Source organism: bacterium (genome assembly GCA_035419245.1).
Classification (GTDB): Bacteria; Zhuqueibacterota; Zhuqueibacteria; order Residuimicrobiales; family Residuimicrobiaceae; genus JAKPUX01.
In genome coordinates, this window is sequence record DAOLSP010000011.1 from 1 (window position 1) to 14,596 (window position 14,596).

Annotated in this window: 4 protein-coding genes; 2 read left to right on the forward strand and 2 right to left on the reverse strand. The window is 60.6% G+C overall.

The annotated features are described in order from the left end of the window. Window positions 1-265 precede the first annotated feature (265 nt). Together PLH32_12600 and PLH32_12605 are read left to right on the forward strand one after the other, a co-directional pair. On the forward strand, window positions 266-8,470 hold the full coding sequence (locus PLH32_12600) for a FlgD immunoglobulin-like domain containing protein (GenBank protein HQJ65445.1): 8,205 nt from the start codon (window positions 266-268) through the stop codon (window positions 8,468-8,470). Between the two features lie 162 nt (window positions 8,471-8,632). Further along, window positions 8,633-10,069, forward strand: coding sequence for a sodium:proton antiporter (locus PLH32_12605; protein HQJ65446.1), 1,437 nt, complete (start codon window positions 8,633-8,635; stop codon window positions 10,067-10,069). A 121-nt stretch (window positions 10,070-10,190) separates the two neighbouring features. Here the strand turns inward: PLH32_12605 and PLH32_12610 are convergent, their stop codons facing one another. Together PLH32_12610 and PLH32_12615 are read right to left on the reverse strand one after the other, a co-directional pair. Continuing rightward, window positions 10,191-11,690 (reverse strand): NapC/NirT family cytochrome c, encoded by a 1,500-nt coding sequence (locus PLH32_12610; GenBank protein ID HQJ65447.1) that lies wholly within the window; start codon window positions 11,688-11,690, stop codon window positions 10,191-10,193. Between the two features lie 72 nt (window positions 11,691-11,762). After that, a complete protein-coding gene (locus tag PLH32_12615) occupies window positions 11,763-14,534 on the reverse strand; it encodes a FlgD immunoglobulin-like domain containing protein (GenBank protein HQJ65448.1) in 2,772 nt (923 codons plus the stop codon). Window positions 14,535-14,596: the final 62 nt, after the last annotated feature.

Below are 14,596 nucleotides of genomic sequence, written 5' to 3' on the forward strand. Positions count from 1 at the left end.
ACCCAGTCCGCCTGCCCTCTCGCACCCACCCGCCACTTCGAGCAGGCGCGAGAGGGGCCTTTGCTTTTCTTCTTTTGATCCCGTTCCCCCCTTTTGGCATAGTGTTTGCGAAATAGGAGGGCGGTGGGAGATCCTCACCATTGAAAATATTGAAGTAAGTATCGAAAATAATAGCCGAAATATGAATTTTCTTGTTCGTTGCGCAAACAAGTGTTTTGACATGAAACAGAACCACGCATCGCAACTGCATTGGAGGTTACCCATCATGAGAATCGCGTTGTCGTTCTCAAAAGCCGCAACTCTGGTTGTGCTCCTGACACTCGCTCTGGCCTTCACGGCTTTTGGGCAGGATCCCGTCACCGCCTATTTCGAAGGATCCGGCACTCTGAGCAGCACATCCTGGTCTGCCGGTGATTCGCTGGTCTATAATGGCAATCTGCATTCCACCAAAAAACTGACCGGGGCCAAACAGATCGCGGTCTACACAGGCAAGGCCAATGCCAATCAGGTCGACATCCGCTGGGCGCCCTCCGGTGACGGATGCGAGACCGCTTATACCGGCTACGGTGGGGTGGTCTTCATGCAAACCGCCAACTTCATGGGCAACGGCTATTTTGCCAATTATTACAGCGGGCAGATCAAGCTCTTCAAGATCACCGCAGGTGTGACCGCCAGCTCGGGGACGACGGCAAACGTCTCATCGCCGCCGACCATGGCGGCAGGTTCCCTGTTTACGGTACGGGTCAATACCGCCACCGGAAAATTCGAGTATTTTCTCGACGGCAATCCCCTCGGCTCGATTACCAACACCGATTATAGCCTCGCTTCCACCTGTTACGGCGGCGCCCTGCTCTACAGCGGTGCAGCGGTGGACAATGACATCGAAGAGATGACCTTCAGCACCTATACGCCGCCGACGACGACCGACACCACCGCCCCTGCCGCTGCGACGATCTCGGCAACGGCGGCCAGCTCCAGCTCGATCACGGTAACCTGGACCGCCCAGTCCGATGATGGCGGCCCGACCGGCACCGGCGCGGCGACCTCCTACGATCTGCGTTATAGCACCTCCACGATCACCAGCGCCAATTTCTCCGCGGCCACCAAAGCTACGACCGGCACGCCGAAAGCCCCCGGCTCGTCCGAGTCGGTCACGGTCTCCGGCCTGAGCGCGAGTACCAAATACTACTTCGCCCTGGTGATCAAAGATGAGGTTCCGAATACCTCACCTCTCTCCAATGTTGCCTCAGCGACCACCTTGGCCGGCGGCGGTGGCGGCGGGACGCCATCCACGGGTTGGAACAGCCCCATCGTCGATGATTTCAACCGGACTTCGCTCGGTTCCGACTGGTCCGCTCCCAAATTTGCCACTGAGAACAACGAATTGACCATCTCGTCGGCCAACGGCTACGGTCTGGCCGCTTTCGCCCGTTCCGGCGCAAACAAATCGGCCGGCGCCGATTCAATCAAGCTTTCGATGACCATGGGCGCCTCGGCCATCTATTACCAAACCAGCGGATATATACCAGTCGGTTTTGCCCTGATGCTGGATTCGCCCGCATCCACGGCCAATGGTTACTGGCTACGCCGCTCCGCAAACAAGCTCTCCCTCTACCAAATCACCGGCGGCGGTACGACGTTCAGCAGCCTCGTGAGTGAGACCAATGTGACCAAGACCGCTCCTGCTGCCGGGCAGAAAGTTACCGCCATCGTCAAGGTCAGCGGCACCTCCCTGACGGTTTCTCACTATATCGACGATGTGTTTGATGCGACACTGAATCTGACGTTGCCTTCGGCGCCCGGCGATACCTGGTACGTCGGCGTGGTGATGTACGAGGATGGTGTCAGCAATTTTAATATAGATAATTATTCGGTCTATCTTCCCAATCTCGGTTCAGCCAGTGCCAGCCGCATAGCCTACATCAGCGGCAGCAACCAGTCCGCGCCCATCAACCAGTACGTAGCCGATTCCCTCAAGGTCAAGGTGACCGACGATGCCGGCAATCCGGTGAGCAATGTCGTTGTGGATTTCCAGGTGACCCAGGGCAAGGGCACCGTCGAAACCGGCACCTTTGACGGCAAAATCTGGAAAGAGGTGGAATCCGGTTCGCTCGGCATCTCCATTGCCAAGGACACCACCTCGGCGACCGCCTCCGGTGGCCATTATATCAAAACCTCGTTCACTTCCGGGTATCGCTACAAAGAAGCGGTCTCTATTCCGGTCTATGTCCCTGAAGAGCGCTCCTACTATTTCTATCTGCGGTATAGAACCACCTCCACCAGCCGGAATAATGTGATCGTCCGCTACGGAACCGCCAAAACCGACACCCTCTACTGCGAAGTGACGGATGTCTCGGGCGCCTGGGCCTGGTACAAGTTTCCCAGCAGCTTCAAATTGACCAAGGGTTTGCAGAATATCCGCCTGGTTATTTATGAACCCGGCTGGGACTGGGACAAGATCGCTCTAATTGCCAGCGGCGTGACTGGCCCCTCCGGCTCCACCATGGGCGAGACCGGCCCGAACCTCTCCAACGTCTCCAACAGTGCCGGCTACGCTGCGGCGCGTCTGAAATTCGGCACCGACGCCGATACCAATGTGGTGGTCTCCGCCCTGGGCTACAAGGCGGACGGCACCACCCTGTTGACCGGTGCCCCGGTGACCTTCACCCTCGACCCGACGCCGGGGCCGGCTGTCGCGATGATCAAGGATCCCGAGCTCACTGATCCGATTCTCGGCACCCGCGATGAGACTGCCGGCGCCACCCTGATCGCTGACATTATTGACTCCTATGGCAACGGCGTCCCCGGTACCACGGTGAACTGGAGCCTGCTCTCGGGCGTCGGCGGCTCGCTCTCCAGCGCGACCTCAACCTCGGATGAGAAGGGCCAGGCTAAGGTCACCATGACCCTCGGACTGGTCGACACCCTCTTCAAGGTCCAGGCCGCGGCCACCGGCGGCGGCGGCACCGCCCTGACCAACTCGCCGCTGACCTTCACCATCAAGACCGGCAAGCCGCCCGCTTCCATGACCAAGATCTCAGGCGACCAACAGACCGGCATGGTCGGCGTCATGCTGCCCACCCAGCTCAAGGTAAAGGTGCTGGGCACGTCCGGCGGCAATTACCCCAACTACCCGGTGACCTTTACCGTCAAGAGCGGTGACGGCAAGGTGAGCTCGGTCGCAGCTCCGGCGCCGGTGAGCAGCCTCAAGGTGCTCACCGACACCAACGGCGAGGCCGCAGTCTACCTGACCCTCGGCGACAAACCCGGCACCACCACGGTCGAAGCCAAACTGCAGGGCCTGGCCGCGATACCGGTCCAGATCTTCACTGCCACCGGCACCATCGGGCCCCCGAGCATCCTGGCCATCGCCTCCGGCAATAATCAGAACGGCTCGATCGGTTTGCCCCTTGCCGATTCACTGGTTGTCAAGGTGACCGACTACAAGAACAACGGCATCGCCGGTCATCAGGTCAGTTTTTCGATCATTGATGGCACCGGCGCGTATCTCGAGACCGCCGGCACCCGCACCCTGACCCGCTACACCAATGGCTCCGGGCGCGCAGCGGTTTCCCTGATAATGGGCAGTGCGGTCGGCGAAGTTCACACCGTCCGCGCCACCGCCACCGGCCTGAATCCGGAGTATGTCACCTTCTCCGAGACCGCCACCAATCCGGTGGCTTCCCGGATCGAATATTTCTCCGGAAATGCACAGGATACCACAGTCACCGCCAGACTCTCCAAGCCCTTCGTCGTCAAGGTGTACGGCCCCTTCGATGCCGTCATCGCCGGCCATACGGTCCGCTTCAAGGTGGTCAAGGGCGGCGGCAATTTCGACGGCCTCAGCGAGAAGGCGGTGGTCACCGATGTCAGCGGCATGGCTGCGGCGACACTGACCCTTGGTAAAACCGCCGGCGACAGCGCCAACGTCATCGAGGTCTCCTCCTATCGCGCCGACCAGCCCGCAATGCACCTCATCAATTCGCCGCTGCGCCTCTGGGCCAGCGGCCGCGCGGGCACCGCCGCCAAACTGGTCAAGCTCGCAACGACGGACAATCAGAGCGGCCCCAATGGCCAGGAACTGACTCAGCCCATCAAGGCGCAGGTAACGGACGTCTATGGCAACGCCATATTCAACCACTCCGTCACCTTCCAGGTGGTCGGCTCGGGCGGCACCTTTGTCGATATCGACGGCGAGAGCACTGTCAAGACCATCTCCACCGGAACCGACGGCTATGCGAGTGCACGCTGGAAGATGCCGACCGGCTATCTTGGCTCTGTGCAGGTGCGCGTCGACGCTCTGCGCAATGACGGCGCGGCCTTGACCGATAGCCCGGCCTTTTTCAACGCCACTTCGGTCACCGGCGACGCCTACCAGATGGTCAAGTGGTCCACGCCCGACACCCTCAAGGGCATAGTAGGCAATGCCATCACCCAGAATGTCAAGGTGCGGATCACCGACAAGAACGGCCAGTCCAAGACCGGCTACATGGTCACCTTCACCGTGACCCAGGGAGCCGGCAAGGTCAATGGCGCGAGCTATGTGACCGTGCCGACCTCCGCCGACTCGGGCATCGCCCAGATCACCTGGACCCTCGGCACCACCTCCGGCACGGCCAACAACGTGCTCGAGGTCCGTTCCGGCGTGGTCCTCAATCCGCTGCTGGTCTTCAAGGCCACCGCCCTGCCTGATGTAGCCTATCAGCTGGTGCCCGATGCCGCGACGGCCAATCAGATCGGCAAGGTCGGACAACCCCTGGCCAAGGCGGTCCGCGTGCAGGTCAAGGACAAATACGGTAACGGCGTGCCCAATACCCCGGTCCTCTTCCATGTCAGCGGTGTCGACAGCCTGCGTGGCAGCATCAACGGCCTGGCCGAAACAACGGTCAACACCGATCTGGATGGCTATGCCAGCGTTTACTGGACGCTCGGCAAGCGCCCGGGCAGCAAGAACAACGCCATGGAGGTGAGCGCCCGCTATAACAGCACCAATCTGGTCAACTCACCCTATCTCTTTTATGCCAGCGCCATCGTCGGCGACCCGAAACTTTTGCTCATGGCAAGCGATACGACGCTCTTCCTCGGCATCACGGAAAACAAGCTGGGTGAGCTGCTCAAGGCAAGAGTGACGGACGAATTCAAGAACCCCATTGCCAATCATTCGGTTACCTTTACCGTGACCTCCAATGTCACCGCCGGCGGCGGCACCCTGGATGGCACCGTCAATACGACGGCGACCAAGACTACGGACAGCAACGGTCTGGTCTCCGTCCAGTTCTATCTGGGCAAAATCGCCGGCAACAAGAACAACCGCATCGAGGCGACCGCGGAGTACAACGGCGCCAAGCTCACCGGTTCGCCGCTGCTCTTTTTGATCTCCGGCACGCCCAGCAATGCGGATAACCTGGTTCTGTCGGCAGGCAACGCCCAGAGCGGCACCGTGGGCAAGTTCCTCGGCAGCGAGTTGGCGGTGATGGCGCGTGACAAATATAACAACCCGGTCAAGGGCCATCCCATCGAGTTCCGGATCATCGTCGGCGCCTCCGATTATGCCGCGCTCGGCACCGATACCGTGCTGACCAAGGTCATCAACACCGACGCAGACGGCATTGCCCGCGTCAAGTGGCGGCTCGGACGCACCGCCGGCCTGGACCGCAACGTGGTCGAGGCTACTTCAACCAACGGCACGGCGGCTCTGAAAAACTCGCCGATCCGCTTCACCGCTGTCGCCATGCCGGACATCACCGACGGCAAGCGCTCCAAGATTCTCGCCGTGGATGCCGCGGTTCCGGCGGACGGCACCACCAAGGCTTCCATCAAGGTCTCCTTGCGCGATAAATATGATAATGCCGTGACCGGAAAATATGTCACCTTGCTCCCGAATGACGCGACCACCTACATCACCCAGCCGCTGACCACGTCCGATGTCAACGGCGATGCGGTCGGATTCGCCACTTCGACCAGGGCGGGACGGAAGTGGATCAAGGCGCGCGACGTCAACAACAACATCAGCATCGCCGACAGCGTCATGATCACCTTCAATCCCCTCGGCGCCTACGAGATCGCGCGCGCGACCAGCAATGACGGCGATGCCCAGACCCGTAACGTCGCCACGGCCTTGCCTCTGCCGCTGCGTGTGGTCGTGCGTGACCGCAACGGTAACACCATCGCCAATCATCCGGTGACCTTTATGCCCACGCAGGGCGGCGGCACGATGATCGATCCGCAGGTCATCTATACCGACAGCACGGGCGTGGCCCAGGCGCGCTACAAACTCGGCAAGTCGGCGGGCGTCAATTTCGTCGAAGCCCGCGCGATCAAGAACGACGGCAGCGGCGCTGTCCTGAGCAACTCGCCCGTACGCTTTACCGAGATCGCCGTCGCCAACCCCCCGGCGAAACTGACGATCCTAGGCGGTGACAATCAGACGGCGCAGCCCGGCAAGGCCCTGCCGCAGCTCTTCAAGGTGCAGCTGAATGACATCAACGACTGGCCTGTAGCCGATGTTCAGGTCAAGTTCACCGTCCTGGTCAACAACGGCGCCATCACCAGTACCAATCCGGCGACCACCGACATGTACGGCCAGGCCACCGCCCAAGCCGTCGCCGGCAGTGGGAAGGGCAACACGCTCTATAGCGCCAGCCTGCCCTCCTATGCGGCCATCAGCGCGGTCACTTTTACGGCGACGACCACTTCTGGACCGGCCAGCAAGATTGTCTACCTCCTCGGCGGCGATCAGACTGGCACTGTCGGCCGCACCCTTTATACGCCTCTGGTGGTGCGCGTCGAGGATGAGTACGGCAACGCCGTTCCGGATTGGCCGGTCATGTTCAACGTGGTCGACGACGGCACGGTCTCCGGCAAGGGCACCCTCGACGGCGGCGTGACCGGCCTGACCGCCACCTCCAACGCCCAGGGCACCGCGATTGCCAACTACACCCTCGGCACACGGGCCGGCCTCAACAAGGTGCGCGCCTCGGCGGTCAATCTCAATCCCGCCTTCATCGAGTTCTTACTCAATGGCGAAGCCGATTATGCCTACACCATGGAGAAGATCGAGAATCCCAATCTCCGCGGCCAGGTTGGCAAGGTCATGCCCGATCCGATCCAGGTGCTGATCAAGGACCGCTACGGCAACCCGGCTCGAGGCGGTACTGTCCAGTTCGTCGTAGTGCCCGGCAGTGGCAGCATCGAGGGACCGAGCGTGGTGACCTCCGGCGCCGACGGCATCGCCAGCGCCCGCTGGAAGCTCGGCAAGCAGGGCCCCAACGAGGCGCTGGCGACGGCCAGCCTGCCCAGCGGTTCGCCGACGGTACGCTTCACCGCCCAGGGCGACAACCAGAACTATCCGGTCTTCGCGGCGCTGGGTTCCTACACCATCAACGAGGGTGAACACCTCCGCTTCTCGGTCAACGCCACCGATGCCGACGGCGACCAGATCTACTACAGCGCCGCCAATTTGCCCGACGGCGCCACCTTTGAACCGGACGGCAGCACTATTTACTGGTTCGACTGGACGCCGACCTTTGACCAGGGCGGCAAGACCTACGTGCCGGTCTTTACGGTGCAGGACAACCAGGGCGGCAAAGCCATCGATTCGGTGCGGATCACCGTGACCAACGAGAACCGGGCGCCGCGCCTCGTCGCCTCCGAACCCGCGACGGAGAGCATTACGGTCAAGTGGCCCAACTCGGTGACCTTCTCGGTTCAGGTCGAGGACCCGGACAACGACGCCCTCTACTACACCTGGAAAGTCGGTTCACAGGCGGTCTCGAGCTCCTCATCCTTCACCCTCAATTCCCAGTACTATCCCCAGGGCTTTTATCTGGTGACAGTGGAGATCTCCGATGCCGCACACACCCTGACGAAGTATTGGTCGGTCAATCTGCAGGTCAGCGTCGAAATGAAGAGTTTCACCTGTACCAGCGTCGAGTACGAGGGCGTCAGCCTCGAATGGCAGACGGCCGCCGAGAGCGACAACCTCGGATTCAACGTGCTGCGCTGTCGTACCGAGAAGGGGACGTATGAAAAGATCAACAGCGCCCTGATTCCCCCGGCGACGGACGGCAAGTATACCTGGATCGACCAGAGCGCCCAGGCCGGCGAGCGCTGGTATTACAAGCTCGAGGACATCAGCCGCAGCGGCGTGACCACCCAGCACGGTCCGGTCGTGGCGGAGATGCCGGTACCGAGCAAGTTCGAGCTCGCGCAGAACTATCCCAATCCCTTCAATCCGGTGACGACCATCCGCTACCAGCTGCCGGCGGAGGGACGGGTGCTGCTGCAGATCTACAATACCAACGGCCAGCTCATCCGTACCCTGGTCGATGGTGAGGTTCCGGCCGGATACCACCAGATCGTCTGGAACGGCCGCAACGACGCCGGCGCACCGGTGGTGACGGGACTCTATTACTACCGCATCGTCGCCAACGGCATGAGCGTGACCAAAAAGATGGCCTTGCTCAAGTAGAGTTGGCCATCCCCCGCGCAGTACAAAAAAGCCGCCCGATCCGGGCGGCTTTTTTTATATTGACGGTATGCGATTTTTTATTTAAGTTGAAGGATAATTTATTGCAAGGTGCACATAACCGGGTTTCCACCTGGCCCACCTGCAAAGAAGGATCGCTACGGCATGCAAAAAAGACTGTGGTATTTGGCGGCGCTGGTACTCTGTTTTGCCCCTTCGCTGCTGGCGGGGGAGGCCGAAGCCGCTGCGGGCGGCATAAACCTGGGCGAGGTGCTTCCGGTCTGGAGCATCATCCCCTTTCTTGGCATCCTGCTCTCGATCGCCCTTTTCCCGCTCTTTGCCCCCCATTTCTGGCACCATCATTACGGCAAGGTCTCCGCGTTCTGGTCGCTGGTCGTGGCCCTGCCCTTCGTCCTTGCTTACGGCCATCCCGCGCTCCATGAGATCCTGCACATTGTGCTGATCGATTACATTCCCTTTCTCATCCTGCTGCTCGCCCTTTTCACCGTCGCTGGCGGCATTCTGGTGGAGGGGACTCTCCGCGGCAATCCGCTGCTGAACGCCCTGCTGCTGCTGATCGGCACGGTGATCGCTTCGTGGATAGGCACCACCGGGGCTTCGATGCTGATGATCCGTCCGGTCATCCGCGCCAATTCCCATCGCCGCAGCAAGATGCACGTCATCGTTTTTTTTATTTTTCTGGTCAGCAACATCGGCGGGGCACTGACTCCGCTGGGTGATCCGCCCCTCTTCCTGGGTTTTCTTCATGGTGTCCCCTTTTTCTGGACCTTTAAGCTCCTCCCCGAAACGCTCTTCGTCGTCGCAATGGTCCTGGTGCTCTTTTTCCTGATGGACTCTTATCTCTACCACCGCGAAAAACAGGCGGGCACGCTGAAAGAACCGGCAGGAGAAAAGGTGCCGCTGCGCATCCGTGGGGCGCACAACCTCATTTTTCTGGCTGGTATCATCGGCGCCGTGCTGATGAGCGGCACCTATCATGCAGGAGAGGTCAAGATGCTCGGCATTCATCTTGGCTTGGCCAACCTGTTCCGGGATCTCGTGCTGCTGATTCTGGTTGCCCTTTCGTGGGCGACCACGGCCCGCGAGGTGCGCAAGAAGAACGAATTCACCTGGGGGCCGATCATCGAGGTAGCGCTGCTCTTCGCGGGGATTTTCATCACCATCATCCCCGCACTGGCGATGCTACGCGCTGGCACCCATGGCCATCTGGCCTTCATCATCAACGCCGTCAAGGAGCCCTGGCACTATTTCTGGATTACCGGCGTCCTGTCGAGCTTTCTCGACAATGCCCCGACCTACCTGACCTTCCTTAATACCGCGCTCGGCAATTTCTACGCCGGTTTGCCGGAATCCCAGGCCATTCCCGCCCTGATCGCTGAAAAGGGAATCTTTCTCAAGGCGATCTCCACCGGCGCCGTCTATATGGGCGCCAACACCTACATCGGCAATGCCCCCAACTTTATGGTACGCTCCATTGCCGAGGAGCAGGGCGTCAAGATGCCAAACTTTTTCGGTTACATGGGCTACTCCCTCCTGATCCTCATCCCGACCTTCATTCTCACGACCTTCATCTTTTTCTGACCCCATAATAAAAGGCGCCGCTGGATGCAGCGGCGCCCGGAGTTCCCTCCTTTGTGCTCCCCCTGGAGGCTGCCGCGGCGAAAGGCCGGCTGACAACGGGTTCGGGGGGCGTGAGCGGGCCTCAAATCGGCGGCTGGGCGTGACACTCCGAACACGGGGCCTCTTTCCAGCCGTCGCCAATATCCTCGGGATGGACGAACTCGAGCGAACTGCCGGCATTCGAATAGACCATCGCTCCGGCCTTGCCCTGCGCCTGGATGTCGTGACAGAGATTACACTCCTTGGAAATCACCCGTCCCTGGGCGCTGACGTGCTCACCATCGTGGCAGCGAAAGCAACCGGGGGAATTGAGATGGCCGATGTGGTCGGGATAGTCGTTCCAGGAGACCTTCATCCCCGGGAAGAGGTTGCGGCTGTAGGCCTTCTGGGTTCCGGCGAGTGCGCGTTCGATCAACGCTCCCGTCTCCGGGCTCTGCGCGCCGGCCAGGGTGGCGCCGAAGGTACGCAGGTGGGCGGCGATCCCGGCCTGGGCGGAGTCCGGGGTCCCGTAGGTGGTCATGCAAGCCTCCACCGCTGCCCGCTTGATGCCGGGCAGGGCGGGATCGATCTCGCCGGCTGCCATCGCGCTGTTGATGAAGCGGTTGGGATCGTGGTAGCCGTGGCTCGGCCGGTTATGGCAATCGATGCAATCCATCTCCCGGACTGGCAGGGCCGCCGTTTCAGAACCGGCCGACGGGCTATCATAGACTATTTTCTCGCCGTTCTTGCGGTTGGTCATGACAACGCGGGGGATCTCGAGCCGTTTTGCATCCGCCGCGAAATAATCGATACGGATGTCGGGATTGATATGCCAGTGGATCCCGGAACTTTGCCCCAGGGCGGCATTGCCGCTGCCCGTATTGAGGAGCAGATTGATTTCCCAGCGGGTGTTGTTCTCATCTGGAAGAAAATAGATCTCGCGGCGCAGCTGTTTGCCGTAAATCTTTTGCGGCCAGTGGCAGGACTCACAGGTTTCGCGCGCCGGGCGGAGGTTGGCCACCGGCACGGGAATGGGCCGGGGGTAGACATTCGCCAGGGTGGCATAAACCTGATACAAGCCGCTCAACTTGGATTTGACATACCAGTTTGCGCCCGCGCCGACGTGGCATTCGACGCAGGTCACACGAGCATGCGGCGAGTTCTGGTAGGCGGTGTGCTCCGGCTCCATCACCTTGTGGCAAAGCTGGCCGCAAAAGGGAACCGATTCGGTGAAATGATAGGCTTCATAGCTGCCGAGGGCGGAGAGGAAGAGAAAGATCGTGGTGCCGAGGGCGAATATGATTGTGGCGGTCCGCTGCTCGGGCTGGTTGAGATCGAGCACCGGGAAGCCTTTCTCCAGGGTCTTGCCCTGACGCCGCCGTCGGCGGATGAACTGCCACATCCCCAGCGGAATGAGCAGCAGTCCGAGGATGATGAAGGCGGGGATGACGATGAAGAGGACAATGCCCACATAAGCCCGGTCGACGCTCGAGAGCGAGGCCAGGACATAGAGAAAGACGAACATGAAGAGGGCGATCAGAGCGATCACCGTGCCCGTGTAGGAGACCGGATTGTAGTAGGAGTCAGGCAAACGCAGTTTCATGAACAGTTCTCCCAAAAAGAAGAAGCCGGGGCGTTATGCGCCCCGGCTTCGGTTAAGCCAGGATGAGACTAACTATTTCAGGAAGATCATCTTTCTGGTGAGGGTCTGTCCCTCGCTTTCGAGGCGATAGATATAGGTGCCGGCGCTGGCGACATCGCCACTGTCGTTGCGGCCGTCCCAACTCAACTGATGGGTGCCAGCCGCGAAGGCGCCGCTGGCCAGGGTGCGCACCAGCTGGCCGCGCATGTCGTAGATCTTGAGAGCAATGCGCTGCTGTGCCGGCAGGCCGAAGGAGATCATCGTGCTGGGATTGAACGGGTTCGGATAGTTCTGTTCCAGTGCGAATTCGGTCGGCAGGCTGGCGTTGATATCGACGGCCGTGACGTTGAGCATCACGCTGGCGAAAGCGCTGCGGTTGCCCGAGAAATCGGTCGCCGCCAGTTTGTAGTAATAGGTCTTCTTGTTCAGGGCCGAGCCGTCGACGAAAGCATGGGTCGTCAGTTTGGCCAAAGGCTGAACCGCATCCGGATCGAAGGAGGCGGTTTCGCCGCGGTAGAGGGTGAAGAACTTGAAATCGGCGTCCACCGGTTCATCCCAGGTGAGGGAGACACCGGAGCTGGAAACGTCAGCGCGCAGGTTCATCGGCACCATGGGTTCCAGATTGTCAACCGAATAACCGCTGTCGGGCGCGGAGGCACTGTACCAGTAGGGCAGGTCGGTCTGGCCGGTGACGACGAAAACCGACCAGTGCTGACCACCGGTTTTGGTCGAATCATAGAGGGTCGGGGCCACGACGCTGTACTGTGGCAGCGCGGCAGCCGGAACCGACGCGACAAAGTCATAGAGATCCTCTTGGAACTTGACGCGAACCTCGGAGGTCAGAGTCGCCGGTACCTCGTCGAAGGAGCGGTAAAGCCTGGGTGCGGCCGCCAGCGTGATGCCCGCTGCGGGCGCATCGACGCGGCGCCAGACATTGTAGTTCCGGATCGGCATGTCTCCGGGACCGTCCGCCGGGAATTTGCTCCAGATCACCCGCACCTGCTTGCCCTGGTCATGCGGCACATCGCTGATGCTGCGGATCACACCGGAGCCGATATCGCCATACTTGAGCGAGGCGATCGAGCGGCGCAGCAGGGTGGCTGCATAGGCCGTGTTGTGGATGCCGCCGCTGAGATCTTCCTCGACAAAGTAATAGTTAAAGGCGGCTTTGAGCAGCAGTTTGCGGTATTCGGCGATTTGAACGGGTTGTCCCGTCCAGTCATAATCAGCCTTGGTGAGGACCACGTCCGAGCCGGTGGGGGGCAGAATTTCGGCCAGTTCCTCCATCAGACCCTCGATCTCGGCGGTCGCGCTTTCCAGGGTGCCGTCGTCATCATAATCCTGGGCTGCGGGGATATCGTCGAACGATTTGATGTCGCCATGGCAGGGCTGACAGACGAAGACCTTGTCGACATCGTCGGCGGTATTTTCAGTGCCCTTGTCGTCGACCATGGAGAAGGTGTGATTGTGGTCGCCAGGGTTGCCTGCGGTCGCCATGTGGCAGGTGACGCAGGCGTCTTCCGTGGTGAGGATATGGCCGGTCTTGGCGACCGGCAGGCCATAGTGAATGCCGTTGCTGGCATTGATCATATCCGCCTGAGCGCTGCCGTGTGGGCCGAAATGCGTCGAGATGTTGGCCGGATTGGCGGAGTAGACTTCGGCATTCTGACGGCCGTGATGGCAGGCCATGCAGAGTTTGCCGGTGCCGCCATAGGTGACCACGCTGCCATCGCCGAGGGTGACATCGGCCATGGTACGGATCTGGCCTTCATAGGTGCCGGAATGCGGATCGTGGCAGACCGCGCAGGACTGCTGGCCAAAGCCGTTGGTCGGGCGGCCATCAAGGCTCGTGGTCTTGGGGTCGACGCGGCGGATGAAAGCCCAGCCCGAGTGGCACTGGTCGCAGGTGGCGCGTGTGGAGTAGTTCTCCATCACTCTGGCGTGTCCCGATTTGGCCCACTGGATGTTCTTGACGTTGTAGGGCGGCTCCTCATGGCAGCGGCCGCAGGTGCCCTCATTCAGGCTCATGTCGATCGCGCTCTTTTTGCCGACATGCTGGCTGCCAGGGCCATGGCAAACCTCGCACTGGACATTGGACATCTGGGCCAGGCGCGGATAATTGGCGATCAGGCTGGCCCAATTGCCCGCCTGCAGTGGGGCCGGAAAAACCCAGCCGAGCTCAGCCGCGATGTCATCAAAGCCGTTGTTGACCGCAGTCGGCGCGGCGTTGTAGCCGGTTACATGGCAGGAAAGACAATAGCTGGCGAAATGGCCCGGCGTGTCGATGTTGTCGCTCAGGCCGACAAAGTGTTTGGTCTTGTTCCACTGGTTGGTGTTCTCGTAGTGGCAATAGGTGCACTGGCCGCCGGCGACATCGACACCAAATCCCCACTGGCCGCCGACACCGCACCACTTTGCCGCGGTGAGGACAACGGTGGTTTCACCGGTGCCGTCGGCGGTGGTGACCGACAGGACCACTTCATACTGGCCGATTGCGTCGGGAACCAGCTCGACCTTGGCCGTGTTGGTAGCAGAAAGGGCTGCGTTCGAGGCGGCCGGCTTCGTCTTGAGTGTCCAGACATATTTGGTCACCGTGCCGGAGGAAGCGGAACCGATCAGATACCAGGTTTCGCCGACACCGATGACCTTGAGGCCGCTCGAGGTCATCATGGTGCTGCCTTCGACATCGACGGAACTCAGGGCGTCCACGGTGATCTTGGCCGTCGGAGCCGCCGCCCAGGCGAAGGCCGTGATGAGCAGAAGACTGGTGAGGGCAGCAAAGATGGTGATGAATTTCGGATTCATGGGACCTCCCGGGTGATAGGGTAGTTGATTAGAATATCAAGGTACACCGAATTCAGCGATAG

What these genes read in the sequence shown, in the direction of transcription:
- PLH32_12615 (HQJ65448.1), bottom strand. Translation starts at nt 14,534, where the DNA reads ATGAATCCGAAATTCATCACCATCTTTGCTGCCCTCACCAGTCTTCTG.
- PLH32_12605 (HQJ65446.1), top strand. Translation starts at nt 8,633, where the DNA reads ATGCAAAAAAGACTGTGGTATTTGGCGGCGCTGGTACTCTGTTTTGCC.
- PLH32_12600 (HQJ65445.1), top strand. Translation starts at nt 266, where the DNA reads ATGAGAATCGCGTTGTCGTTCTCAAAAGCCGCAACTCTGGTTGTGCTC.
- PLH32_12610 (HQJ65447.1), bottom strand. Translation starts at nt 11,690, where the DNA reads ATGAAACTGCGTTTGCCTGACTCCTACTACAATCCGGTCTCCTACACG.